General features: G+C 67.6%; 25 protein-coding genes. 18 read left to right on the top strand and 7 right to left on the bottom strand.

Going from position 1 to position 24,481, the window contains the following annotated elements; genetic code table 11:
- Positions 1-7: 7 nt before the first annotated feature.
- From J2Y49_RS17525 to J2Y49_RS17505, 5 genes are all read right to left on the bottom strand, one after another.
- Complete coding sequence (locus J2Y49_RS17525) at positions 8-1,048, bottom strand: 2-dehydropantoate 2-reductase (protein WP_310116142.1); 1,041 nt, start codon at positions 1,046-1,048, stop codon at positions 8-10.
- Positions 1,045-1,794 carry an ABC transporter ATP-binding protein gene (locus J2Y49_RS17520; RefSeq protein ID WP_310116141.1) on the bottom strand — a complete coding sequence of 250 codons (750 nt, stop codon included), beginning with the start codon at positions 1,792-1,794 and terminating at the stop codon, positions 1,045-1,047. The genes J2Y49_RS17525 and J2Y49_RS17520 overlap by 4 nt, the downstream gene beginning before the upstream one ends.
- Positions 1,791-3,614 carry a branched-chain amino acid ABC transporter ATP-binding protein/permease gene (locus tag J2Y49_RS17515; RefSeq protein WP_310116140.1) on the bottom strand — a complete coding sequence of 608 codons (1,824 nt, stop codon included), beginning with the start codon at positions 3,612-3,614 and terminating at the stop codon, positions 1,791-1,793. The genes J2Y49_RS17520 and J2Y49_RS17515 overlap by 4 nt, the downstream gene beginning before the upstream one ends.
- Positions 3,615-3,661: 47 nt before the next feature.
- The gene (locus J2Y49_RS17510; RefSeq protein WP_310116139.1) at positions 3,662-4,699 is read right to left on the bottom strand and encodes a branched-chain amino acid ABC transporter permease; all 1,038 of its coding nucleotides are present in this window, start codon (positions 4,697-4,699) and stop codon (positions 3,662-3,664) included.
- Positions 4,700-4,805: 106 nt separating this feature from the next.
- Entirely contained in the window at positions 4,806-5,960 is a 1,155-nt protein-coding gene (locus J2Y49_RS17505) for an ABC transporter substrate-binding protein (RefSeq protein ID WP_310116138.1), read from the bottom strand.
- A gap of 164 nt (positions 5,961-6,124) precedes the next feature.
- Here J2Y49_RS17505 and J2Y49_RS17500 point away from each other — a divergent pair, with 164 nt between their 5' ends.
- The 11 genes from J2Y49_RS17500 to J2Y49_RS17450 all read left to right on the top strand — a co-directional run bounded on the left by J2Y49_RS17500 (position 6,125) and on the right by J2Y49_RS17450 (position 14,975).
- Positions 6,125-6,679: a hypothetical protein gene (locus J2Y49_RS17500; protein ID WP_310116137.1), complete on the top strand. Its 555-nt coding sequence runs from the start codon at positions 6,125-6,127 to the stop codon at positions 6,677-6,679.
- 110 nt (positions 6,680-6,789) lie between these two features.
- Positions 6,790-7,950, top strand: coding sequence for an amidase (locus J2Y49_RS17495; protein ID WP_310116136.1), 1,161 nt, complete (start codon positions 6,790-6,792; stop codon positions 7,948-7,950).
- A gap of 101 nt (positions 7,951-8,051) precedes the next feature.
- Positions 8,052-9,218 carry an acyl-CoA dehydrogenase family protein gene (locus tag J2Y49_RS17490; RefSeq protein WP_310116135.1) on the top strand — a complete coding sequence of 389 codons (1,167 nt, stop codon included), beginning with the start codon at positions 8,052-8,054 and terminating at the stop codon, positions 9,216-9,218.
- Between the two features lie 21 nt (positions 9,219-9,239).
- Positions 9,240-9,599, top strand: coding sequence for a hypothetical protein (locus J2Y49_RS17485; protein WP_310116134.1), 360 nt, complete (start codon positions 9,240-9,242; stop codon positions 9,597-9,599).
- Positions 9,596-10,123: a nuclear transport factor 2 family protein gene (locus J2Y49_RS17480; protein ID WP_310116133.1), complete on the top strand. Its 528-nt coding sequence runs from the start codon at positions 9,596-9,598 to the stop codon at positions 10,121-10,123. Before J2Y49_RS17485 ends, J2Y49_RS17480 begins: the two co-directional genes overlap by 4 nt.
- 41 nt (positions 10,124-10,164) lie before the next feature.
- Positions 10,165-11,454: a Rieske 2Fe-2S domain-containing protein gene (locus tag J2Y49_RS17475; protein WP_310116132.1), complete on the top strand. Its 1,290-nt coding sequence runs from the start codon at positions 10,165-10,167 to the stop codon at positions 11,452-11,454.
- A 167-nt stretch (positions 11,455-11,621) separates the two neighbouring features.
- Positions 11,622-12,098, top strand: a complete 477-nt coding sequence (locus J2Y49_RS17470; RefSeq protein WP_310116131.1) for an aromatic-ring-hydroxylating dioxygenase subunit beta — start codon at positions 11,622-11,624, stop codon at positions 12,096-12,098.
- Between the two features lie 15 nt (positions 12,099-12,113).
- Positions 12,114-12,854, top strand: a complete 741-nt coding sequence (locus J2Y49_RS17465) for an SDR family NAD(P)-dependent oxidoreductase (RefSeq protein WP_310116130.1) — start codon at positions 12,114-12,116, stop codon at positions 12,852-12,854.
- A 12-nt stretch (positions 12,855-12,866) separates the two neighbouring features.
- Positions 12,867-13,829, top strand: a complete 963-nt coding sequence (locus tag J2Y49_RS17460) for a PDR/VanB family oxidoreductase (RefSeq protein WP_310116129.1) — start codon at positions 12,867-12,869, stop codon at positions 13,827-13,829.
- Between the two features lie 19 nt (positions 13,830-13,848).
- Positions 13,849-14,361: a flavin reductase gene (locus J2Y49_RS17455; protein ID WP_310116128.1), complete on the top strand. Its 513-nt coding sequence runs from the start codon at positions 13,849-13,851 to the stop codon at positions 14,359-14,361.
- A 35-nt stretch (positions 14,362-14,396) separates the two neighbouring features.
- Positions 14,397-14,975: a hemerythrin domain-containing protein gene (locus tag J2Y49_RS17450; protein WP_310116127.1), complete on the top strand. Its 579-nt coding sequence runs from the start codon at positions 14,397-14,399 to the stop codon at positions 14,973-14,975.
- A 22-nt stretch (positions 14,976-14,997) separates the two neighbouring features.
- Here J2Y49_RS17450 and J2Y49_RS17445 read toward each other — a convergent pair whose 3' ends face one another.
- Positions 14,998-16,002, bottom strand: a complete 1,005-nt coding sequence (locus J2Y49_RS17445; protein ID WP_310116126.1) for a LysR substrate-binding domain-containing protein — start codon at positions 16,000-16,002, stop codon at positions 14,998-15,000.
- Between the two features lie 79 nt (positions 16,003-16,081).
- On the opposite strand from J2Y49_RS17445, the gene J2Y49_RS17440 reads away from it, so the two are divergent.
- From J2Y49_RS17440 to J2Y49_RS17425, 4 genes are read left to right on the top strand one after another with little or no spacing between them, the layout of a single operon-like run.
- Positions 16,082-17,059, top strand: a complete 978-nt coding sequence (locus J2Y49_RS17440) for a tripartite tricarboxylate transporter substrate-binding protein (protein WP_310116125.1) — start codon at positions 16,082-16,084, stop codon at positions 17,057-17,059.
- Between the two features lie 22 nt (positions 17,060-17,081).
- The gene (locus tag J2Y49_RS17435) at positions 17,082-17,567 is read left to right on the top strand and encodes a tripartite tricarboxylate transporter TctB family protein (protein WP_310116124.1); all 486 of its coding nucleotides are present in this window, start codon (positions 17,082-17,084) and stop codon (positions 17,565-17,567) included.
- 16 nt (positions 17,568-17,583) lie between these two features.
- Positions 17,584-19,083 (top strand): tripartite tricarboxylate transporter permease, encoded by a 1,500-nt coding sequence (locus tag J2Y49_RS17430; protein WP_310116123.1) that lies wholly within the window; start codon positions 17,584-17,586, stop codon positions 19,081-19,083.
- 42 nt (positions 19,084-19,125) lie between these two features.
- Complete coding sequence (locus J2Y49_RS17425) at positions 19,126-19,890, top strand: aldolase/citrate lyase family protein (RefSeq protein ID WP_310116122.1); 765 nt, start codon at positions 19,126-19,128, stop codon at positions 19,888-19,890.
- Between the two features lie 57 nt (positions 19,891-19,947).
- Here J2Y49_RS17425 and J2Y49_RS17420 read toward each other — a convergent pair whose 3' ends face one another.
- Entirely contained in the window at positions 19,948-20,979 is a 1,032-nt protein-coding gene (locus J2Y49_RS17420; RefSeq protein ID WP_310116121.1) for a LacI family DNA-binding transcriptional regulator, read from the bottom strand.
- 469 nt (positions 20,980-21,448) lie between these two features.
- On the opposite strand from J2Y49_RS17420, the gene J2Y49_RS17415 reads away from it, so the two are divergent.
- The 3 genes from J2Y49_RS17415 to J2Y49_RS17405 form a co-directional block, all read left to right on the top strand.
- The gene (locus J2Y49_RS17415; protein WP_310116120.1) at positions 21,449-22,723 is read left to right on the top strand and encodes an MFS transporter; all 1,275 of its coding nucleotides are present in this window, start codon (positions 21,449-21,451) and stop codon (positions 22,721-22,723) included.
- 47 nt (positions 22,724-22,770) lie between these two features.
- Complete coding sequence (locus J2Y49_RS17410; protein ID WP_310116119.1) at positions 22,771-23,829, top strand: mannonate dehydratase; 1,059 nt, start codon at positions 22,771-22,773, stop codon at positions 23,827-23,829.
- A 59-nt stretch (positions 23,830-23,888) separates the two neighbouring features.
- The coding region (locus tag J2Y49_RS17405) for an NAD(P)-binding domain-containing protein (RefSeq protein WP_310116118.1) at positions 23,889-24,481 on the top strand (593 nt) is incomplete at its 3' end.

The following is a 24,481-nucleotide window of genomic DNA, read 5'->3' as shown; positions in this document are numbered from 1 at the left end:
ATGGAGGTTACAGGCCCGCGGCGGCGCGCAGCGCGCTGTCGCTCTTGAAGCGGGCGAGGATGGCGATGTTGCGGGTCAGCGGCATGGACAGCCCCTGCAGTTCGGCCAGTTCGATGACGGCCTCGCAGATGGCCGACAGCTCCAGCGGCAACCCCTTTTCGAAATCCTGGAGCATGGAGGTCTTCACCGGCCCCATCCCGGCCCCCATCGCCAGCAGCGACGCCGGGTCCAACTCGATCCGCGCGCCATAGGCGGCGGCGGTCAGCAGCGCTTCGGACAGCATCTGGCGGGCGATCTGCGACAGCGACGGGTCGCCGTAGATGTCCTGCAGCGTCGCCCCCGACACCACCGACAGCGGGTTGGAGCTGAGGTTGGCGATCACCTTGGTCCACAGGGGATCGCGCACCCGCCCGCTCGCCTGGGTGTGGATGCCGCAGGCGGTCAGCATGGCGGCGGTGCGGGCCAGCCGGTCGCTGGGGCGGTGGTCGATTTCGCCCAGGATCAGCTTCAGCGGGTTGAAGCTGCGGGCGACGCCGGGGGCCATCCGCTCCGCCGTGATGTAGGCGATGGCGCCGATCACGCGGTCGAGCGGCACCAGATCCTTCAGCGCCCCGTCGGGATCGACAGCGCGGACGGCGCGGCCCTGATGACGCCCGCCCTCTCCCTCGAAATACCACCAGGGGATGCCGTTCACCACCGGGACGACCAGCGTGTCCGGCCCGATCATCGGCCGGGCGGCACGCACCAGCGGCAGCAAATCCTGCGCCTTGGCGCAGAGGAACAGCAGGTCCGGCTGCCCGAGTTCCTCCGCCGGCCCGGCTTCGACCCGCACATGATGCTCGCCCTCGCGGTCGGTCAGGTGCAGCCCGTCCTGCCGGATGACGTCCAGCGTCGCGCCGCGGGCCAGCACGCCGACCCGGTGCCCGGCCCGTGCGATGCGCACCGCCAGCGTGGTGCCGATGGCCCCCGCCCCGGCGATCCCGACATGCCAGTGCCCCACATGTTCGTGCCCGGCCTCCGGATGCGTTCGCCAGTCGGGCTCCGTCATGAGGCAAGCAACTCCTGATGCTTGCCGGCCATGCCGAGATAGGCCGCCACCACGCGGGGGTCGTGCGCCAACTGCGATGCCGGCCCCTCCATGGCGATGCGCCCCAGTTCAAGCACATAGGCATAGTCGGCAACGCGCAGGGCGGCGCGGGCGTTCTGCTCGATCAGCAGGATCGACACGCCCTTGCTCCGCAACTCCGAAATGATGCGGAAGACCTCGCGCACGATCAGCGGCGCCAGCCCCAGCGACGGCTCGTCCAGCATCAGCAGCTTCGGCCCGCCCATCAGGGCGCGGGCCAGCGCCAGCATCTGCCGCTCGCCGCCCGACAGCGTCGCCGCCATCTGGCCGCGCCGCTCCTTCAGCCGGGGGAACAGGAGGTAGAGTTCCTCCATCGCCGCGTCCTGCTCACGCTTCGACCGCGAATGGAAACGGAAGCCGCCGAGCCGCAGATTGTCCTCCACGCTCATGGTGGCGAACAAGGCGCGTTTTTCCGGGACAAGGCTCATGCCGCGCGCCACCATGTCCTGGATGGCCGGCGACTGCCCGTCGTGGCCGAGGAAGCTGACCCGGCCGCGCGAAGGCAGCACGCCCATGATGGCGGACAGCAGCGTCGTCTTGCCGGCGCCGTTCGGGCCGATCACGGTGACGATCTGTCCCTCGCCCACCCGCAGGCTGGCGTTGCTCAGCGCCTCGATCTTGCCGTAGGAGACGCAGAGGTCGGTGACCTCCAGCAGCGGCGCGCTCATTCGACACCTCCCAGATAGGCTTCGAGAACGGCCGTGTTGGTCTGGATCGTCTCGGGCGGCCCCTCGGCGATGCGCTCGCCGAATTCCATCACATAGACGCGGTCGACCAGCCCCATGACGAAGTCCATGTCATGTTCGACCAGCAGGATCGCCATCCCTTCGGACCGCAACTTGACCAGCAGTTCGGCCAGCGCCTGCTTTTCGAGGAAGCGCAGGCCGGCGGCCGGCTCGTCCAGCAGCAGCAGGCAGGGATCGGCGCACAGCGCGCGGGCGATCTCCAAGATGCGCTGCTGGCCGAGCGCCAGGCTGCCCGCCTCCACATGGAGATGTTGGCCAAGCCCGACCCGGACCAGCTGGCGGCGCGCCTCGTCCAGCAGCCGCGCCTCCTCCGCCCGGTCCAGCCGCAGTGCGGCGGCAGCGACGCCCTTGGAGCCGCGCAGATGGGCGCCGATAGCGACATTCTCCAGCACGCTCATGGTGGGGAGCAGCTTGACGTGCTGGAAGCTGCGGCTGAGACCGGCGCCGGCCATGGCGCGGGCGGTGCGGCCGTCGATGCGCTCGCCGCGGAACAGAATCTCGCCGGAGGTCGGGTGGTCGACGCAGGAGAGCTGGTTGAACAGCGTGCTCTTGCCGGCGCCGTTCGGGCCGATCACCGCAAGGATTTCGCCGGCCCGCACGGTGAAGCTGATGTCGCGGTTGGCGACCAGCCCGCCGAAGCGGCGCGTCACGCCCTTGGCCTCCAGCACCACCTCGCCCTTTTGCGGCATCGGCCGGCGGGGCAGCGGTTCGGCAGTCGACAGCTCAACGCGGTCCGCTATACCCGTTGGCCGGCGCCGCCGCTCGAACGCCTTGGCGATCCAGCCGGCGATGCCGCCGGGCAGGCGCTGCATCAGCAGCACGATCAGCAGGCCAAAGACGATGGCTTCGAAGTTGCCGGTGCGGCCCAGCAGGTGCGGCAGCAAATCCTGCAGCCATTGCTTGGCGAAGGTGACGCCGGCCGCCCCGATCACCGCGCCCCAGACCTGCCCGACCCCGCCGATCAGCCCCATGAACAGGAAGTCGATGCCCGCCTGCAGGCTGAAGGGAGCCGGGCTGACGAAGCGCTGGGTGTAGGCATAGAGCCAGCCGGCCAGCCCGGCATAGAGCGCCGCGACCAGGAAAGCGGTCATCTTGGCGCGGAAGCTGTCGACACCCATGGATTCGGACATGCGCTGCCCGCCGCGCAGCGCCCGGATGGCGCGTCCGACGCGGGAGTCCAGCAGGTTCAGCGTCGCCACCACCGCCAGCAGCAGGATCGCCCAGATCAGGTAGAACAGCGTCTCAGCATTGTCGAAAGCGATGCCGAACAGGCTCAGCGCCGGGATGCCCGACAGGCCGGTGTGGCCGCCGAGGAATTCCAGATTGCCGAACAAATAGAACAGCGACAGCCCCCAGGCGATGGTGCCGAGCGGCAGGTAATGCCCCGACAGCCGCAGCGTCACCGCCCCCAGCACCGTCGCGATGGCGAGCGTCAGCACCAGCCCGACCGCCAGCCCGGCCAGCGGCGACCCGGCCATCCAGGCGAGCGGCGCCGGCAGGTCGGCGGCGGACACGGTGGCGAGATAGGCGGTGGCATAGGCGCTGACGCCGATGAAGGCGGCCTGTCCGAAGCTGGTCATCCCGGCGACGCCGGTCAGCAGGACGAGACCCAGCGTCGCCAGCGCGAAGATGCCGATGTTGTTGGCCAGCGTGACCTGATATGTGGGCAGAACCAGCGGAGCGGCCGCCAGCACCGGCAGCAGGGCCAGCACGATCCAGCCGGACGGCGACAGTCTGGGCATCGAAACGGTTGGCCTATCAGCAGGAGTTTTCGACAGCACGCCGGGCTTCATTCCTCGTCCTCCGCGCCATGGTGGGAGAGGGAGCGCCAGACCAGCACCGGAAGGATCAGCGTGAAGACGATCACCTCCTTGTAGCTGCTGGCCCAGAAGGTGGAGAAGGATTCGGCCTGCCCGATCAGCAAGGCGCCCAGCGCGGCGACCGGGTAGCTCGCCAACCCGCCGATGATGGCGCCGACGAAGCCTTTCAGGCTGATGATGAAGCCGCTGTCGTAATAGATCGTGGTGATCGGGGCGATCAGGATGCCGGACAGGCTACCGATCAGCGCCGCCAGCGCGAAGCTGGCCTTGCCCGCCAGTTCCGGCGAGATGCCGACCAGCTCGGCCCCCAACCGGTTGACCGCTGCGGCGCGCAGCGCCTTGCCGTACAGGCTGCGTTCGAAGAACAGGTAGAGGCCCAGGATCAGGCCCAGCGATACCGCCACCACCCAGATGGTCTGGCTGTTCAGCATCACCATGCCCAGCCTGAGGCCACCCTCGGAAAACGGCTCCGTCCGCGCGCCTTCCGGCCCGAACATCAGCAGGCCGACGCCGACCAGCACGACATGCACGGCGATGGACACGATCAGCAGAACAAGCGGGTGCGCCGCGGCGATCGGCTGGTAGAAGACGCGGTAGAGCGCAAGGCCCAGCGGCACGATCAGCGCCATGGTCACCAGCGCCTGCAAGGCGACGCCGGCCTCGGCCAGCGGCACCAGCGTCGTCAGCGCGGTCAGTCCCGCGGCATAGGCGAGGCCCAGCGCCGGCCCGCGTCGCACCGCGATGCGGCCGTCGCGCCGCCATGCGGCGTGGCTGTCCATGACCAGGGCGGCGGCGGCCAGCGCCAGCAGCAGCCAGCCCAGCCGAACCGGGGTTCCGCCCTGCATCGCCGCCATGGTCAGGGCGGCGAAGGCGACGAATTCGCCCTGCGGAATCAGAAGGATGCGGGTCACCGTGAAGACCAGCAGGATCGACAGCGCCAACAGTGCATAAATGGCGCCGTTGGTGATCCCGTCCTGGCCCAGCAGCATGACGATCTGGAGGTTCATGACCGGTATCCCTTCGCTCCGGCGGCGGCCCCGGACATGGGCTCTGGGCCGGGACCGCCGCCGGATCACTTCACGAGGTCATTTCACGGGCGGTGCGCCGTACGGCTCACTTCACCAGCGTCCACTTGCCGCCGGTCACGGTGATCAGTTCGCGGCCGCGCTCGTCGAAGCCGCTGTGGTCGGCGGCGGTCAGATTGTAGACGCCCTGCGTCGCCGGCAGCTCCTTCACCTGTTCCAGCGCGTCGCGAAGCGCGGTGCGGAAGGCAGCCGATCCCGGCTCCCCGCCCTTCAGGGCGACGGGGATGGCGCGCTCCAGCAGCAGGCCGGCGTCATAGACGTTGGCGCCGAAGGTGGCGGGCTTGGAGCCGTTCTGCTTCTCGTAGGCGGCGACATAGTCGCTGGCGATCTTCTTCGACGGATGGCTGTCCGACACCTGGTCCAGCACCAGCATCAGGCTGGCGGCCAGGATCGTGCCCTCCACCTTCTTGCCGCCCAGCTTCAGGAAGTCGGGCAGCGCCGCGCCGTGCGTCTGATAGATCTTGCCGCGATAGCCCTGGTCATAGAGCGTCGTCTGCGGCAGCACCGAGGAACTGCCGGGGGCGGCGATCAGCACCGCGTCGGGCGAGGCCGACAGGATCTTCAGCCCCTGCGCCGTCAGCGAGGTGTCCTGCCGCTGGAAGCGCTCGCTCGCCAGCAGCTTGATGCCGCGCTTGGCCGCACCCTCGCCGAACACCTTCTGCCAGTTGTCGCCATAGGGATCGGCGGTGCCGATGAAGCCGACCGACTTGATGCCGGCCTTTTCCATATGGGCCAGCAGCGCCTCGGCGATCAGGTCGTCGTTCTGGGTGGTCTTGAACACCCATTTCTTCTGCTCGGTCATCGGCAGGACCACGGCGGCGGTGCCGACCGGGGCCAGCATCGGCACGCCGGCCTCAGCCGCGAACTGGATCACGCCCATGGCGTTGGGCGAGCCGGACGGGCCGATGATGGCGTCGACCTTCTCCTCGGTGATGAGCTTCTTGAAGGCGGCGACGGTGGCCGTCGGGTCACTGCCGTCGTCGAGCGTGATGTACTGCACCGTCTGGCCGCCGACGCTGGCCGGCAGCAGCGGCACGCTGTTCTTCTGCGGAATGCCGACCAGCGCGATGGGGCCGGTCGAGGAGGTCACCACGCCGACCTTCACCTGCGCATCGGCCGGCAGGGCGGTGCCCACCGCGAACGCCCCGAACAGCAACGAGACCGCCAATTTCCTTGCAATCACCACACCCTCCATTTCGTGTTGCCGCCATTTCGTGTTGCCGTCTGTCCCGGTCCGATGGGCTTTCCGCCGCCGGAACCGTCGGGCCGGTGCGGCCGGCCCCCGAAGGAGCCCCCTGCCGCCCAACCTCTTGTTCTGTCGAAAGGAACAAAGCAAAGACCGCGCCAATGAAAGCGGCGCCGCCGCCGCGTCAATCACCCAATACAGCAACAATAGAAGACGCGAACATTTATCGGGTAACCCGCCGGGACCAAAACTGGAAGCGCATGAGGAAACAACGACGCTTCCGCATCACACCGGCCAATATCGCCCGGCAGCTTTGTTCTTTGGGAGTTCGATGGCGGCGACACCACGAACCACCGGTGAAATCCTGTGGTGGTCACGTCCGGTGCCGGTCGCTCTTGCCGACCATTAAGCCAGAGTTCCGTGAATCCGCAATCGAATTTTCACAAAAAACTGCCCATTTTTTAGCACCCGAATGCATGCTTTACAGGCGAACTCCCACCAAGCGCGGCGATCAGGTACTTTGGAATGAGACCTTATCCGGAAAGTACGAAGTTTCGGAAAACTCCTTTCTTATCAGTGTGATGAAGAAAGCCTTCCGTCGATCCCGTTCTGCTTGCCCGCCCGCGTCGCCGCCAAAGCACTGCTCGGATTTTGTGCTTCGCTGCCAAAAATTATTTTTCCAAAGTCAATTGACTATTCACGTTTCTCGCCGTTAGGCTTTGGGCATCCCATCCACCCCGAACGGCTCCGATCCCGGCGGCGAAAGACAAGCCCGGTGTCGTCCGAATCCGTGGGGAAACCGGTCAGACCGGGGAAGGCATTGCCCATGACATTGCCCACCACTGTGCCCAGCACGATCTTCGTTCAAACGCTCGACCTCGTTGGGAGCGGTACCGACCGCGACACCGCCCCCCTGGTCGCCATCAAGGACAGCATCGACATCGCCGGCACGCCGACGCGTGCCGGCAGCCGGTCGCTGGACGATGCCCCGCCAGCCGCGGAACACGCTGAAATCGTGGACAACCTGCTTGCCGCTGGCTGGCGGATCACCGGTAAGACCACGATGCACGAGCTGGCCTTCGGCACCACCGGCATCAACCGCTGGGCCGGCACCGCGCCCAACCCGAAATTCCCCGATTTCGTGCCCGGCGGTTCATCCAGCGGGTCGGCCGCCGTGGTCGCCGCGGGCTTGGCCGATGCAGCAATCGGCACCGACACCGGCGGCTCCGTGCGCATTCCCGCCGCCTGCTGCGGCGTGTTCGGGCTGAAGCCGACCTTCGGACGCGTCAGCCGCCGGGGCGCGATGCCGGCCCGGAGCACGCTGGACTGCGTCGGCCCCTTCGCCGCGGACATGAACCGGCTGATCGCCTGCATGGCGGCCATCGACCCGACCTTCGGACCGCTGCCGGCCATTGATGGCGTTATCATCGGCCTATTGGAAACGGACGCCGACGACGGCATCACCGCCGCCGTGCATGCCGCGGTCGAAGCCGCCGGCCTGCCGGTGGAACCCGTCGCCCTGAACGGCATGCGCGCCGCCTTCGAGGCCGGGCTTTCGGTCATCAATGTCGAGACCTGGGCCGCCTGTGCCGCCCTGGTGGAAACCGGTCTGGTCGGCGAGGACGTGGCGATCCGCCTGCGCAACGCCGCCCGCACCACGGTCGAGGATGTGGCACGCGCCGAGGCTGTGCGCGCCGCCTTCACCGCGGAGGTCGATGCACTGCTGGCGCGGGTTGCGGTCATCGCGCTGCCGACCATGGCCGGCCCGCCGCCCTTGGTGGCGGCTGCCGGCGACACCAGCCGGCTGGTCCGCATGACCACGCTGGTCCGCCCCTTCAACCTGTCCGGCCACCCGGCCATCGCAATCCCGCTTCCCCCCGTCGGCGGCGCGCCGGCCAGCCTGCAGCTGGTCGCCGCCAAGGGCGAGGATGAGCTGCTGTGCGCCGTCGCGGCCCACATCGCCAAGCGACTGCCCAGTCCAGCCTAAGCCGCTTCAGGATCAACACTTCATTCCCCAACGCCATGGACGGAGCCGCTCTCCGAATTCGGACGCGCGCCTTCCCTCCATCACCCGCCATGGAGATCCCGATGTTGGTGACTCTGCCCGCGCAGACACAGGACGGCGGCCGGAGCTTCGACGACGCTCTGCTTGCGGAGCTTCTGACCGAGATCCGCGGCCGACGCGCCGAATTCGAACAGCAGCAGTTCATCTCCCAGGACATCGTCGAGCGCTACCGGGCGCTCGGCGTCTACCGTGCCCTGGTCGCCCGGCGCTTCGGCGGCGACGAACGCTCCCCGGCCGAGTTCTGCCGGCTGGTGGAGCGCATCGCCGAGGCGGACGGGTCCGCCGGCTGGGTCGCCAGCTTCGGCATCGGGGCGGTCTATCTGTCGGCGCTGCCGCTCGACACGCTGCGCAGCCTCTATGCCCGCGGCCCCGACCTCGTCTTCGCCGGCGGCATCTTCCCGCCGCAGCCGGCCGTCTTCGTCGATGGAGGCCTGAGGGTGAAGGGCCGCTGGAGCTGGGCCAGCGGCTGCATGGGCGCCGACGTCGTCGGTGTCGGCATCGCGCCGAAGAACAGCGACGGCACCGGCGCCCTGCCGCGCATGGCGGTGATGCCGCGCAGTGCGGTCAAGATCGAACGCAACTGGGACGTCGTCGGACTGCTCGGCACCGGAAGCCACGACCTCGTGGTCGACGACGTGGTGGTGCCGGAGGAATGGACCTTCGTGCGCGGCGGCAAGTCGGCGCTCGACGAGCCGCTCTACCGCTATCCCACGCTGGCCTTCGCGGCGCAGGTGCTGTCAGTCGTCTCCCTCGGCATCGCCCGCGCGGCCTTGGACGAACTGCGTTCGATGGGTTCCCGCGCGTCAGTCACCGGCGCGCCGAAGCTGGGCGAGCGCGTCGCCTCCCAACTGGAAACCGCGAAGCTGGAGGCCGAGCTGCGCGCCGCCCGTTCTTGGTTCTACGGCGCCATCGACGATGTCTGGCAGTGCCTGCTGGCCGGCGACGATCCGGCGCCGGATCAGGTCAGCATGCTGCGCCTGTCAGCCACCCATGCCACCCGCACCGCCGCCGACGTGACGCGCCGGGCGCAGATGCTGACCGGCATGGCCGGCGTCTACGAGCGTTGCCCGATCGCGCGGCAGGTCCGCGATGTGCAGATGATCACCCAGCACGCCTTCCTCGGCGACGTCACCTACCAGAACGCCGGCGCCATGCTGTTCGGCCTGTCCCCCCTGCCCGGCTATCTCTGACCCCCACCCCGGAGACCTTCCATGAACGACAAGAAGCCCCTGCGCGTCCTGTTCTGCATCGGCGTCAACCAGAACTTCTTCGACGCGACGGCGGAAGAGGCCAAGCAGGTCTGGGGCGCCTTCTCCACCATGATGCGCGGCATCGGCGAACTGCCGGGCGTGACGGTTCTGGGCAACCTGGACGACGACCAGATCATGGTCGGCCCCTCCACCAACTGGCCCTGGACCACCTATGTGCTGGCCGACGTGCCGGACATCGAGACGGTGACCGCCGCCTGCAACCTGTTCCGCGTCACACCCGTGGGCGACGGAACCTTCAAGCTGTGGAAATACTGCCGCGTCGAGGCCCGCGTCGGCCGCGAGCTGGTGATCCCGCAATGACCGCCGCCCTCCCTGCCGATCCCGGTGAACTGGCTTCACGCCTCGCCCGCTTCGAGGCGGAGGCCGCCGTCCGCGCGTGCATGGTCCGCTACATGGCGCTGTGCGACGCGCTGACCCCAGCGACGCCGCTGGACGAGCTTGCCGGCCTGTTCACGCGCGACGCGGTGTGGGAGGGCATCGGCGAAAAATACGCGAAGACCTTCGGCCGGATCACCGGCCGCGCGGCCCTGCGGGAGATGTTCGCCAAATACATGGTCGAACCCTCCCACTTCGCGCTGAACGTCCATTTCCTGACCTCCGAGCTGATCCGGACCACCGGTCCGGAAACGGCGGCGGGCAGTTGGATCATGCTGCAGACCTCCACCTTCGCCGCCGGCGGATCGCACCTGAACGCAGCCCGGCTGACGGTGGATTTCCGCCTGGAGGAGAGTGCCTGGCGCATGAGCCATTTCCGCACCGAAAACCTGTTCAGCCGCCCGGTCGACGGCTGGAACCGCCCCGACCCGGTTCCGGTCCCGGAGTGATCCCCCTTCCTCTCCGCCCCCAAGACGGAAAGACCATAGCGATGGCCATTGACCTCAAAGCTCCGCCCGCCTCCCCTACGGCAGCGTCGCGCGACCTTGCCGACCTCGTCCGCGCCGACCGCGCCCACACCTCCCTCTACACCGACCCGGCGATCTTCGAGCAGGAGATGGACCGCATCTTCGCCAACTGCTGGGTCTGGGTCGCCCATGTCAGCGAGGTCAAGGAGGCGGGCGACTACAAGTCCACCTATGTCGGCCGCCAGCCGGTGGTGGTGGTGCGCGACCGCAAGCAGAAGATCCATGTCCTGCTGAACCGCTGCCGCCACCGCGCCGCCACGGTCTGCGAGGAGAAGAAGGGCCGGACCAACAGCTTCGTCTGCCCCTACCACGGCTGGAGCTACGGCCTGGACGGCAGTCTGCGCGGCGTGCCGCATCCGGAAAGCTATGGCCAGTGCCTCGACAAGGGCGAATATCCGCTGAAGAGCCTGCGGGTCGAGGAATATGCCGGCATGGTCTTCGCGACCTTCCGCGAGGACATCGAGCCTTTGGCCGACTGGCTCGGACCTGCGAAGAAGTGGATGGACCTGTTCATGAAGCAGGGCGGCGGCTATCCGATCAAGGTGGCCGGCGAACACCGCTTCCGCTTCCCCGGCAACTGGAAGATCCAACTGGAGAACACCACCGACGGCTATCACTTCCCGGTCGTCCACAAATCGTTCCTGTCCTCGGTCGACGAGCAGACCGAACGCATGCTGGACTTCGTCAACGGCCCCGGCTTCGTCGAGGATCTCGGCAACGGCCACAGCGTCATGGTGATGATCCCCGAGCTGGTGGATCTGGAGGATAACCTCGACGCCCCCATCCCCGCCCGCTTCGAGGAACTGGCCGGGGAACTGCGCAAGGAGGGGCATGACGAGGCCAAGGTGCGCCGCATCGTCCGCGCCGTCGGCGGGTCGGGCTTCAACCTAAACCTGTTCCCCAACATCGCCTGTTCGATGGCCTTCTTCCGCGTGCTTCGCCCGGTGTCGGTGAACGAGACGGAGATCCACCATGCCGTCATCACCATGGACGGCGGTCCCGCCGCCGCCAACCGCGCCCGCCTGCGCCTGCACGAGCACTTCCAGGGCCCGATGGGCTTCGGCACGCCCGATGACTCCGAAGCCTGGGAGCGCGTGCAGAAGGGCGCCCAGGCCGGCACCGACCTGTGGATCCTGCTGAACCGCGGCCTGCCCGGCGAGCGCATCACCGAGGACGGCCGCGCCGGCGACGTTAGCGCCGAGACCGGCATGCGCGCGGCCTATCAGCAGTGGAAGAAGCTGATGACGGCGTGAAGGGGGGGCGGGGGTGATGCCCCCACCCTAACCCTCCCCCGCTTCGCAGGGGAGGGAACCGCCGCCACTCTCCATCATCAGCACCTACTCCCTCCCCCGCCCAGCGGGGGAGGGTCGGGGTGGGGGCAAAACTTCGCCACCCCCCGACACCCCCCGGAGACACCCCCATGAACACCCAACTCCTCACCGAGGTCAGCGCCTTCCTCTGGCAGGAGGCCGACATGCTCGACCACCGCGACTATCAGGACTGGCTGGCGCAATGGACCGCCGACGGCCTCTACATCGTGCCGATCGACCCGGAGGCAACGGACCTCGCCGACCGGCTGAACTACGCCTATGACGACGCCGACATGCGGGCCAAGCGCGTCGCCCGCCTGACCAGCGGCGAGTCCGTCTCGACGCAGCCGGCGTCCCGCACCGTTCGCTCTCTGTCGCGCTTCCGTATCCTGGCCGACGACGGCGCCGCGATCACCGTGCGCGCCGCCCAGCATCTGCGCGAGTTCCGCAAGGAGACGCTGCGCGACTACACCGCCGACGTCACCTACGAGCTGGCCCGCAGCGGCGACGGCTTCCGGCTGAAGAGCAAGATCGTCCGGCTGGTGAACTCCACCGACGCGCTGCACAGCATCGGCTACATCCTCTGACAAGGAGCCCACGGGATGGCACAGGTCGCTCTCGTCACCGGCGCGGCCCAGGGATTGGGCCGGGTCATCGCCGAACAGTTCCTCGCCGCCGGCTACCGCGTCGCCCTGACCGACGTTGCCGAGGACGCGGTGAATGATGCGGCGGCAAGCCTGGATCCGTTGGGCAAGGCGGTGCTGCCGCTGGTGCTCGACGTCACCCGCAAGGCGGATTTCGCTACGGCGCTCGACGCCGTGCTGGCCCGCTGGGGGGCGCTGCATGTGGCGGTCAACAACGCGGCGATGACGCCGATGACCCCGGTCATGCAGATCACGCCGGAGGAATTCGACGCGGTGCTGACCGTCAACCTGCGCGGCACCTTCCTCGGCTGTCAGGTGTTCGGTGCGCATCTGGCGAAGGCCGGCTATGGCCGCATCGTCAACATCGCCTCGCTCGCCGGGCAGAATGGCGGCACGGCGTCGGGCGCGCATTACGCGTCATCCAAGGCCGGCATCCTGACGCTGACCAAGATCTTCGCCCGCGAACTGGCTGCCTCCAACGTCACCGTCAACGCCATCGCCCCCGGCCCGATGGAGCTTCCCTCCGTCCGCGTGTCGGTCCCGCCGGAACGGCTGGAAACGCTGATCGGCATGATCCCGGTGAAGCGGCTGGGCAACCCCGCCTTCGTCGCCCGGATGGCGGTGGAACTGGCCTCGCCGGATGCGGATTTCACCACCGGTGCGGCCTGGGACATCAACGGCGGCATCTTCATGCGCTGAGGAAAGACGGTCATGACGACGCAAGACACGCTGACGCTGACGGTGGCCCGCCGCAGGGTCGAAGGGAATGGGGTTCTGCTGCTCGACCTCATCGACAGGACCGGCCGGGCGCTGCCGCCCTTCGAGGCCGGTGCGCATGTCGACCTGCATCTGGCGCCGGGGCTGGTCCGGCAATATTCGCTGTGCGGCGACCCGGCCGACCGCAACCGCTACCGGCTGGGCATCCTGCGCGATCCCGCCTCCCGCGGCGGCTCGGTCGTGGCGCATGACCGGTTGCAGGAGGGGACGGAGGTCGCGGTCGGCCTGCCGCGCAACCTGTTCCCGCTGGTGGCCGATGCCTCCCATTCCATCCTGATCGGCGGCGGCATCGGCATTACCCCGATGATCGCCATGGCCCACGCCCTGGCGGCGGCGGGCGGCAGTTTCGAGCTGCATTACTGCGGCCGCAGCCGCGATGCCTGCGCCTTCCTGGGCGAGTTGGCCGAGGCCGCGTTCCGCGACCGCAGCGCGCTGCATCTGGACGACGGCCCGGCCGGCCAGCACCTCGACCTGCCCGCCCTGCTCGGCAGCGCGCCCGCCGGCACGCACCTCTATGTCTGCGGCCCGACCGGCTTCATGGACTGGGTGATCGGCGAGGCGATGCGCCTCGGCCTGCCCGCCGACCGCATCCACCGAGAGTACTTCCAGGCGGAGGTCGCCACCGGCGGCGGCGCCTTCGAGGTGGTGGCGAAGCGCAGCGGCAAGTCCGTGCGTGTGGCGGAGGACGAGACCATCGTCCAGGCGCTCGGCCGCATCGGCATCAAGGTGCAGATGTCCTGCGAACAGGGCGTCTGCGGCACCTGCCTGTGCACCGTGCTGGAAGGCACGCCCGACCACCGCGACGTCTTCCTGACCGACGAGGAGAAGGCCGACAACGACCAGATCCTGCTCTGCTGTTCGCGCGCCCGCACCGACACCCTCGTCCTCGACATCTGAGACTTTAAGGACTTCCGCCATGGTTGAGGTTTCCCGCTTCCGCAACGGCATGTCGATGCTGACCGGTGCCGTGAACATCATCACCACCGCCGGTCCCGGCGGCCGGGCCGGCTTCACCGCCACGGCAGTGTGCAGCGTGACCGACCAGCCGCCGACCCTGCTGGTCTGCCTGAACCAGTCCTCCTTCGTGCATCGGGCTTTCACGGAGAATGGCGTGCTGTGCGTCAACCCGCTGTGCGGGGCGCAGCAGTCGCTGTCGGAGGTCTTCTCCAACCGCAGCCTGTCGGCCGACGAACGCTTCGCCCATGCCGACTGGACCAGCCTGGAAACCGGCAGCCCGGCGCTGGCCGGCGCGCTGGTCAATTTCGACTGCCGTATCGTCGAAACCCACAGTGTCGGCACCCACAGCGTCTTCTATTGTCAGGTCGTCGACATCCGCCAGCGCGAGGCCGGCCCGGACGAACATCTCGGCCTCGTCTACTTCAACCGCGCCTACCACCGGCTGGGCGACGCCTCGCGCGCGCTGCCCTGATCCTCACCACCCAGATCGGGGGAGACCGACCCAGCATGGACGCCATCCGCATCATCAAGGACGAGCATTTCGCCATCGCCGCGGTGCTGCACGCCCTGCGCCACCAGATCCGCGCCATCCGCGGCGGGGCATCCCCCGACTTCCCCCTGCTGCGCGCCATCCTCGACTACATCGTCAGCTATCCCGATCACTGGCACCACCCGAAGGAGGACCGCTTCCTCTTCGCCGCCGTCCGCCGCCGCGCGCCGGAGGCCGAAGCCCTGCTCGGCAAGCTGGAGCGCGAACACGCGCTGGGCTACCCGATGATCGAGACGCTGAAGCGCCAGCTGGTCTGCTTCGAGGCCGGTGACGACGGCGCGGCGGAGGATTTCTTCGCCACCGCCGAACGCTACGCCACCCTGGAATACACCCATCTCCAGACCGAGGAGGAACAGCTTCTGCCCCTGGCCGAACAGGTCCTGACGAAGGAGGATTGGCGAGAGATCGACGCCGCCTTCCGCGAGAACGACAATCCGCTGTTCGGCATCAAGCCGAAGGATGAGGCGGAGCGGCTGTATCAGCGCATTCTGGACTTGGCCCCGCCGCCGATCGGCTATGGACGCCAGGACGGTTAGACGGGAATTTGAACTGGGGACCTCATCCGGCGGCCGATGGTGAGCAAACGGGCGATTGTCCGCGCGTCCGGCGTTCGCCGGCGATCTCGCGCAGGACCGTCTGCACCGTCGCCATCGCGGGATTGGCGTTTCTCGGGCGCCAGACCGCGTGCAGTTCCACGATCGGATGCGCACCGCCCGCAAGCGGCCGCAGCACCACCCCCTGGAAACCCAGATTGAGCGCCGCGCGCGGCACCAGCGCCAGCCCAATGCCCGCTTTCACCAGCCCCAGGATCGTGTGGATCTGGCTGATGTGCTGCGCATAGCGCGGGCGGACCCCAGCGCTGGTGAAGAGGGTGGCGAGCAGGTCGTAGAAGTAACGCGCCTCGTACGGCGAATAGGCCACCATCGGCTGCTGGTCGAGGTCGGTGATCGAAACCTCTGGAAGCGTGGCCAGAGGATGGCCTTCCGGTGCGGCCAGAACCAGCGGTTCGCGCACCACGCACAGCGAATCGAATTCACGGCGGTTATAGGACGGACGGATCAGGCCGATGTCGATCCGCCCGGCCGTCAGCGAGTCCAGCTGGTCGGCCGACACCATCTCCTTCAGATCCAGGTCGATGCCCGGCGCCGTCTCCCGAAGCGTCTGGATCAGCCGCGGCAGGAATTCATATCCGGAGGCCGCCGTGAAGCCGAGCGTCACCGTCCCCTCCTCGCCGATGGCCGTCCGCCGGGCGGCCAGGGCGGCGCCCTCCGCCAGCCGAAGAAGCCGGCGCGCTTCCGGCAGGAAGTTGTGCCCCGCCCGCGTCAGGGTGACGGACCGGCTGGTGCGGTCGAGAAGCCGGACATCCAGCGCATGTTCCAGCAGCTGTATCTGACGGCTCAGCGGCGATTGCGTGAGATTCAGGCGCGCGGCGGCGCGGCCGAAATGCAGTTCCTCGGCGACCGCGACGAAGCATCGGAGATGGCTGAGCTCGAACATCGATCCAAAAATGGCATCGATCGATGCGCAGAACAACTCATTAAGCAACGACAGTCCGTGTAACATACCATTAACGCTGCGAACAAAAATGTGCCGCCCATCACAGGCACGACACGCGCGAAACCGCCAAGTGGAGGAAATGCCGATGAAGTTTCGTCGACTGGGGGCGGCCGTCGCCGCCCTGGCGCTGTGCGGCGCCCTCATTCCCACCCTCGTGCAGGCACAATCGTTCGACCGCCCGGTGCGCATCGTCGTCCCCTTCGCCCCCGGCGGCACGTCCGACATTCTCGCCCGCCTCATCGGCCCCAAGCTGTCCGAAGCGGTCGGCCAGCCGGTGGTGGTGGAGAACAAGCCGGGTGCCGCGGGCAACATCGGCGCCGATGCCGTGGCGAAGGCCCGGCCGGACGGGCACACGCTTCTGCTGATGGACATCGGCTCGCTGGCGGTCGCCCCCAGCCTGTTCCCGGACCTGTCCTACGATGTGCAGAAGGATCTGGCGCCGGTCGGAATGGTGATGTTCGGCCCCTATGTGCTGGCGGTGCATCCGTCCGTGCCGGCCAAGACCGTTCCCGAACTGGTCGCCTACGCCAAGGCCAATCCGGGGAAGCTGGCCGTCGCCAATTCCGGCGTCGGCGCGCTCAACCACATCACGTCGGTGGCGCTGGCCCGCGATCTCGGCATCGAGTGGAAGGCCGTGCCCTACAAGGGCGGCGCCGCGGCGTCGCGCGCGGTCGTGTCGGGCGAAAGCACGGTGATCATCAACGGCGCCACCGCGACGCTGCCCTTCGTGACCTCCAAGCAGCTCGTCGGGATCGCCGTGACCGGCGATGGCCGGCTGCCCACCCTGCCGGAGGCGCAGACCTTCAAGGAGGCCAAGCTCCCGCTGGCCGATGCCGGGACTTGGCAGGCCATCCTGACCACCGGCAAGGCGCCACCGGAGGTGATCGCCCGTCTGAACGCCGAGCTTCAGAAGATCCTGGCGATGCCGGAGATCAAGGAGAAGGTCGCGGAACAGGGCGGCATGGTGCGCCCCGGCACGCCGGACGAGGTGAAGGCGTGGCTCGCCGCCAACATCGAGTCCTGGGGCGGCATCGTCCGCGCCGCCGACATCAAGACCAACTGACCAGCGTCACCGGACATTCGCCATGCCCCATTTCGACATGTCCCAGCTCCGGCCGCAGGGGCGGCGGCTCGACTGGCCCGACCTTCTGTTCGGCGTTTTCCTGATCGCGGTGTCGGCAGGCGCCTTCGCCGCGACGTCTCGGCTCTCCGGCGGCTCCGCGGCTGATATGGGGCCCGGCTACATGCCGCGCGCCATCGCGCTGATCCTGCTCGGCTTCGGCCTGTTCTTCGCCGGCCGCGGGCTGGCGCGGGGACATGCCGGCATCGAGCGGGTGCAGATGCGGCCGATGCTGGGGATCGCCGTCGCCGTGGGCGCCTTCGCGCTCCTGATCGAGGGGGCCGGTCTGGTTGCGGCCTCCTTCTCGGCGGTCCTGCTGGCCGCCGCCGCCAGCCGCGAAAGCCGCCTGTTCGAAGTCATCCTGTTCGGCCTGTCCGTCACCGCCGGGGCGGTCCTTCTGTTCGTGAAGGCGCTCGCCCTGCCGGTCCCCATCTGGCCCTGGTCCATCTAGCTCGGGTAGGCACGCCATGGAGTTGTTCGACAATCTCCTGCTCGGCCTGTCCACGGCCCTGCAATTCAACAACCTGCTCTATTGCCTGATCGGCGTCGTCATCGGCACGGCCATCGGCGTGCTGCCGGGCATCGGCCCCATCCCGACGGTGGCGCTGCTTCTGCCCTTCACCTTCGGGCTGCCGCCGGAATCGGCGCTGATCATGCTCGCCGGCATCTTCTACGGCGCGCAGTATGGCGGCTCCACCACCGCCATCCTGGTGAATGTGCCGGGAGAGACGTCCTCGGTCGTCACCTGCCTGGACGGGCATGCGATGGCCCGGCAGGGACGGGCGGGTCCGGCGCTGGCAATCGCCGCCGTGTCGTCCTTCTTCGCCGGCACCGTGGCGACGGTCGTCATCGCGCTGCTCAGCCTGCCGCTGGCAGCGCTGGCCCTGAAATTCACCGCGGTGGAGTATTTCAGCCTGCTGGTTCTCGGCCTGCTTGCCGCCGTCATTCTGGCGCATGGCTCGGTGTCGAAGTCGCTGGCGATGGTGTTCCTCGGGCTGCTGCTGGGAACCATCGGGATCGACGTGAATTCCGGTGCCGCGCGCATGACCTTCGGCATCCCAGCCCTGTCCGACGGACTCGATTTCGTCCCGGTGGCGATGGGCATGTTCGGGCTGGCTGAGATCATGGCGAACCTGGAGCGCAACGAGGTCCGGCAGGTTGTCAGCCAGAAGCTGCGCGACCTCGTGCCGACGCGCGCCGACCTCAAGGCGGCCTTCCCCGCCATGCTGCGCGGCACCGCCATCGGCTCGGCGCTGGGCGTGCTGCCGGGCGGGGGTGCGGCGCTGCCACCTTTCACCGCCTATGCGCTGGAGAAGAAGATCGCCCGCGATCCTCAACGTTTCGGCAAGGGCGCCATCGAAGGCGTCGCCGGGCCGGAGGCGGCGAACAACGCCGGGGCGCAGACCAGTTTCATCCCGCTGCTGACCCTCGGCATTCCCGCCAACGCGCTGATGGCGCTGATGATCGGTGCCTTGATGATGCAGGGCATCCAGCCCGGCCCGCAGGTGATGACCGAACAGCCGGCCCTGGTCTGGGGCGTCATCGCCAGCATGTGGACCGGCAACCTGATGCTGCTGATCATCAACCTGCCGCTGGTCGGGCTGTGGGTCTCGATGCTGAAGATCCCCTACCGCCTGCTGTTCCCGGCCATCGTGCTGTTCTGCTGCATCGGCACCTACGGCATTTCCAACAGCGTCTTCAACGTCTGGCTCATGCTGGGCTGCGCCGTGGTGGGCTACTTCTTCATCAAGGTCGGCGTGGAGCCCGCGCCGCTGCTGCTCGGCCTCGTGCTCGGCCCGCAGTTGGAAGAGAATTTCCGCCGCGCCATGCAGCTGTCCGACGGCGACCCGTCGGTCTTCCTCACCCGCCCGATCAGCGCCGTCCTGCTCGCGGTCGTCGCGATCCTTCTGCTCGCCATGCTGTCCCCCGCCGTCCTGCGCAAACGCACGGAAGCGCTGGCGGAATAGGCAGGCAAACCCGTCAACCCCCATCGAAAGGCACGCCGTCCCGTGGACCTCCGCACCAATTCCTTCAAGCGCGCCATCCAGGCCGGCCAAAAGCAGATCGGCTTCTGGAACAGCATGGCGAGCCCGACCGCCACCGAGATCCTGGCAGGCTCCGGCTTCGACTGGCTGCTGCTCGATGCCGAACACGCTCCCAACGACGTGCCGGGCATCCTGGCGCAGCTGCAGGCGATGATGGAAAACACGACGCATCCGGTCGTGCGCATTCCGGACAACGATCCGATCGTCATCAAGCGCCATCTCGACATCGGCGTGCAGTCCTTCCTGATCCCGATGATGGAGACGGCCGAGGAGGCAGAGGCCGCGGTCGCCGCCACGCGCTTTCCCCCCGACGGCATCCGCGGCTTCGCCGGGGCCAGCCGGGCCTCGCGCTTCGGCCGGGTGAAGGACTATCACCGCCGCGCCCACGAGGAGATCTGCATCCTGGTGCAGATCGAGACGCGCAAGGGCCTCGACAATCTGGAGGCCATCGCCGCGGTGCCGGGCATCGACGGGCTGTTCATCGGTCCGGGCGACCTGTCGTCCGATCTCGGCCATCTCGGCGACCAGGGCAACCCGGAGATCGTCGAACTGATCGAGAAGACCATCGGCCGGATCGTCGCCGCCGGCAGCCGGGCCGGCATCCTCACCGCGGACGAGACGCTGGCACGCCGTTACATGGCCGCCGGCTGCGTCTACACCGCCGTCGGCATCGACACCGGCCTGCTCGCCCGCACCACCGAGGCGATCGCCAGGAAGTTCAGGGACTGACGGGCACCGGGGCCCGTGCCGGACGATCGATCCGGCCCCCGCGGCAGGTCCGCCGGGTCAGGAGGTCGCCCGTTCGACGATCTCAAAGCCGACGTCCACCACCTTCCGGGCGACGCGACCGCCCGCCAAGCGGGTCAACAGAGCCTCGGCGGCCAAGCGGCCGATTGCGAAGCGGTCGATGCGCACGGTGCTCAACGGAGGCGACATGTAGGCGGCGAAATCCAAATCACCGAAGCCGATCACGGCGATGTCCCCCGGCACCGACAAGCCACGGGCTTGCGCCTCGAGCACCACGCCATGCGCCATTGCATCGGAGCTGCATTGTATGGCCCCCCGCCAACTCCCGTTGGCGAGCAGTCGGCCCAAGGCCTCGCGTCCCATCGCCATCGTGCTGGGGGCCGGCGTGGTGATGCAGGTGACGTCGCCGATCCCGTGCGCTGCCAGGGTCGCGACGTACTCCCTGCTGCGCAGCAGGGCGCGCTCGTCGTCGGCGCTGAACGCGGCGAACTCCCGGTACCCCTTGGAATAAAAATACTCCGCCACTCCGCGGCCGACCGCCTCATGGGAGAAGCCCACGGCCATGTCCACTGCCTTGTGCGACAGATCCCAGGTTTCGACGATCGGAATGTTGGCCGCGCGCAGTTGCCGGCGCGTCTGGGCCAAATGGCTGGTGCCGGTGAGATACAGGGCGTCCGGACGGCGGCTGAGGATGGCCTGCAGCAGGTCGCCCTCCCGCTCGGTCGGATAGCCGGACAGCCCCAGCAGCATCTGGTAGCCGTCCAAAGCCAGCCGGTCGGTAAAGGCCTGAATCGCTCCGGAGAACAGCACATGCGTCAGCGTCGGCACGACCGCGGCGACCAGCTTGGTCCGGCTCGATGCCAGCCCGCCGGCCAGCAGGTTGGGAACATAGCCGGTTTCGGAAATGGCCTTGAGAACGATCTCCCGCAGGTCCGGGGTCACCGATTCGGGATGATTGATCACGCGGGAGACCGTCATCCTGGAAACGCCGGCCAGCTTCGCCACGGTTTCCAGCGTCGCCTTGCCGCTGGTCGGACGAGTGCCCCGGCTTCCGGCCGTCTTCGCCGGCATGGCGTCTTTCTTGGCTGCACCCTGACGCGGGCGAATAACTGGTGTGTCGGACACGGCGTAAACCCCAGGATGTAGAAGTTAGATACGGCTTGCGACGGTTCGACGCAAGGACGTCCGGCGGACGTGCCGGCACCTGCCTCGGCCGATCCCCCGGCGGCTACCTCGATGGTTGGGCCAACGGAAAAAATCGTGGCAAAGCGCCGCAGGCTCTTGCGTCGGCCCGATGTTGAGTTTAGGAGTCACAGCGCTATTGTGAGCGGTAACAAGAGACATCAAGCGCTCTTCCAACCATAAGAGAGCGCTCACATCAGAATCTTTGTCCCGATAAGCGCGCCTTAGAAAATAACAAGCGGCAGCGCAGCATCGGGAATGGAGGCGCCACGTGAGTGTCAACACATTAATGGATCACAGCTCTGTCGCAGGCGCGGCAGCGGCAACAAAAACGCGTATCCGCTGGACAATCGTTGTTATGCTGTTCGTCGTGACAGCAATCAACTACGCCGACCGCGCCGTTCTGGCCATCGCCGGCCCGGTTCTGTCGAAGGATCTCGGCATCAATGCCGCGCAGATGGGCTTCATCTTCTCCGCCTTCGGCTGGTCCTACGTCATCGGCCAGTTGCCGGGCGGCTGGCTGCTCGACCGCTTCGGCTCCAAGTGGGTGTATGCGGCGAGCATCTTCACATGGTCGGTGTTCACCCTGTTCCAGGGCTTCGTCGGCTTCCTGACCGGCGCCGCGGCGGTGACGGCTCTGTTCGCGCTGCGCTTTGCCGTCGGCCTTGCAGAGGCTCCGTCCTTCCCCGGCAACAGCCGCGTGGTCGCCGCCTGGTTCCCCGGCCATGAGCGCGCCACGGCCTCGGCGATCTTCAATTCGGCGCAGTATTTCGCCACGGTGATCTTCGCCCCGCTGATGGGCTGGCTCACCCACTCCTTCGGCTGGCCCTGGGCCTTCGGCTTCATGGGCGCCCTGGGGCTGGTCGTCTCCGGCATCTGGCTGAAGACCGTCTACAGCCCGATCGACCACCCGAAGATCAATCAGGCGGAGATCGACTACATCGCCGCGGGCGGCGGTCTGGTCAACATGGACGACGCCGCGAAGAAGAAGACCGATGCGGCTGGCGGCGCCAAGTGGGATTACATCCGCCAGCTGTTCGCCAGCCGGATGATGGTCGGCATCTTCCTCGGCCAGTTCTGCATCAACGCAATCACCTATTTCTTCATCACCTGGTTCCCGGTCTATCTGGTGCAGGCCCGCGGCATGTCGGTGCTGAGCGCCGGCTTCGTCGCCTCGATCCCCGCCATCTGCGGCTTTGCCGGCGGTATCCTGGGCGGCGTGCTGTCGGACGCCATGCTGCGCAAGGGCTTCTCGCTGACCGCGGCGCGCAAGACGCCGATCGTGCTCGGCATGCTGCTGTCGATGAGCATGATCGCCTGCAACTACACCGACGTGCAGTGGATCGTGGTCGGCTTCATGGCGCTGGCCTTCTTCGGCAAGGGCATCGGCGCGCTGGGCTGGGCCGTCATGTCGGACTGCGCGCCCAAGGAGATCACCGGCCTGTCGGGCGGCGTCTTCAACATGTGCGGCAACATCTCGTCGATCAGCACGCCGATCATCATCGGCTACATCATCCAGACGTCGGGTTCGTTCAACGGCGCCCTGCTGTTCGTCGGCGCCAACGCCTTGGTCGCCGCGGTCAGCTATCTGGTCGTGGTCGGCGAGATCAAGCGCATGGAACTCAGGACGTGACCGGCTCCGTCATCCCACGCTGAAGACGCATTCGAGAGGATTTCCCGATGTATATCGGCGAACAGCTGATCAACCCGACCGACCGCCGCCTGCGCCTGTCCACCCAGCTCGGCTGCAAGGGCATCGTCATCGACACCCGCCCCAACACTGCGGTGATCGGCGAGGACGGGTTGTGGGATGCCGGCAAGGTTGCGGCGCAGCGCCAGTGGATCGAAAGCCATGGCATGCGTCTGGAAGGCATGGCGCTGGATGTCGGCTCCATCCTGCTCGACAGCCTGCGCGCGCCGGAAAAGGCGGCGGCCAAGGCGAAGGAGCTTCGCCGCAACATCCAGGCCGCCGCGGACGGCGGCGTGGACATGGTGAAATACACCGTCGCCATGGTCGGCATCACCCGCACCGGCGAGGTGGAGGGACGCGGCGGCATGCGCTGCTCGACCTTCAAGGCCGACGAGTACAGGGCGGAGAACGACGCCCGCTTCTCCTACTGGGGCACCGTGCTGCCGGACGACGAGGATGCGCGTGCCGGCGGCGCGGCCGAAACCTGCGGTCAGGTGATGGCCTCGCAGGCCGGCGGCATCTCCGAAGCGGACGGCTGGCGGGCCATCGAATATCTGGTCGAAGCGTTGCTTCCCACCGCCGAGAAGGCGGGCGTCAGGCTCGCTTGCCACCCGCATGACCCGGCCTATCCGCCGGGCGGCCTGAACGGCGTGCACCATGTGCTGGGCTCGCTCGACGGCCTCAAGCGCTTCGTCGCCCTGGCACCGGAAAGCAAGTCGCTCGGCTTCAACTTCTGCCAGGGCACCATCGCCGAGATGTCGCGGGACCCGACCGGGACGGTGCTCGAAGCGATCAGAACCTTCGGACCGCAGAACCGCATCTTCATGGTCCATTTCCGCAACATCCGGGGCGGCTACCTCGACTTCCGCGAGGCGATGCCGGACGAGGGGTCGGTCGACATGGCGGCCTGCATCCGTGCCTACCGCGAGGTCGGGTACAAGGGCGTCCTCTGTCCGGACCACGTCCCCTTCTCCGACGTGGATCCGGACCGCGAGCGCTTCTTCTCCTTCTGCCTGGGATACACGCAGGCCCTGCTCCAGGCGGCCTGACCCGGGCATCGTCACCTGAAAAACACGTTCAATCGCAAATACATAGGATTGGAGACATCATGAGCAAGATCGGCTTTATCGGATTGGGGATCATGGGGGCGCCGATGGCGGGCCACCTTCAGGCGGCGGGCCATGCGCTGTTCGTCCACACCGTCGGCCCGGTGCCCGACACGCTGACCGCCGGCGGCGCTGTCGTCTGCGGCTCCGGCAAGGAGGTGGCGGAACAGGCCGGGATCGTCTTCATCATGGTCCCCGACACCCCCGACGTGGAGAAGGTCCTGTTCAGCGCCGGCGGCGTCGCCGAGGGGCTCAGCGCCGGCAAGATCGTCGTCGACATGTCCTCCATCTCCCCGGTCGCCACCAAGGATTTCGCCCGCCGCGTCAACGAACTCGGCTGCGACTATCTCGACGCCCCCGTGTCGGGCGGCGAGGTCGGCGCCAAGGCAGCCTCGCTCACCATCATGGTCGGCGGGCCGGAAAAGGCCTTCGACACCGTCAGGCCGCTGTTCGAACTGATGGGCAAGAACATCACCCTGGTCGGCGGCAATGGCGACGGCCAGACCACCAAGGTCGCCAACCAGATCATCGTCGCGCTCACCATCGAGGCGGTCGGCGAGGCCCTGCTGCTCGCCGCCAAGGCCGGCGCCGATCC

The sequence above is a fragment of the Azospirillum sp. BE72 genome (assembly GCF_031455875.1).
Taxonomy (GTDB): domain Bacteria; phylum Pseudomonadota; class Alphaproteobacteria; order Azospirillales; family Azospirillaceae; genus Azospirillum.
This window is presented reverse-complemented; position numbering and strand designations above follow the sequence as displayed.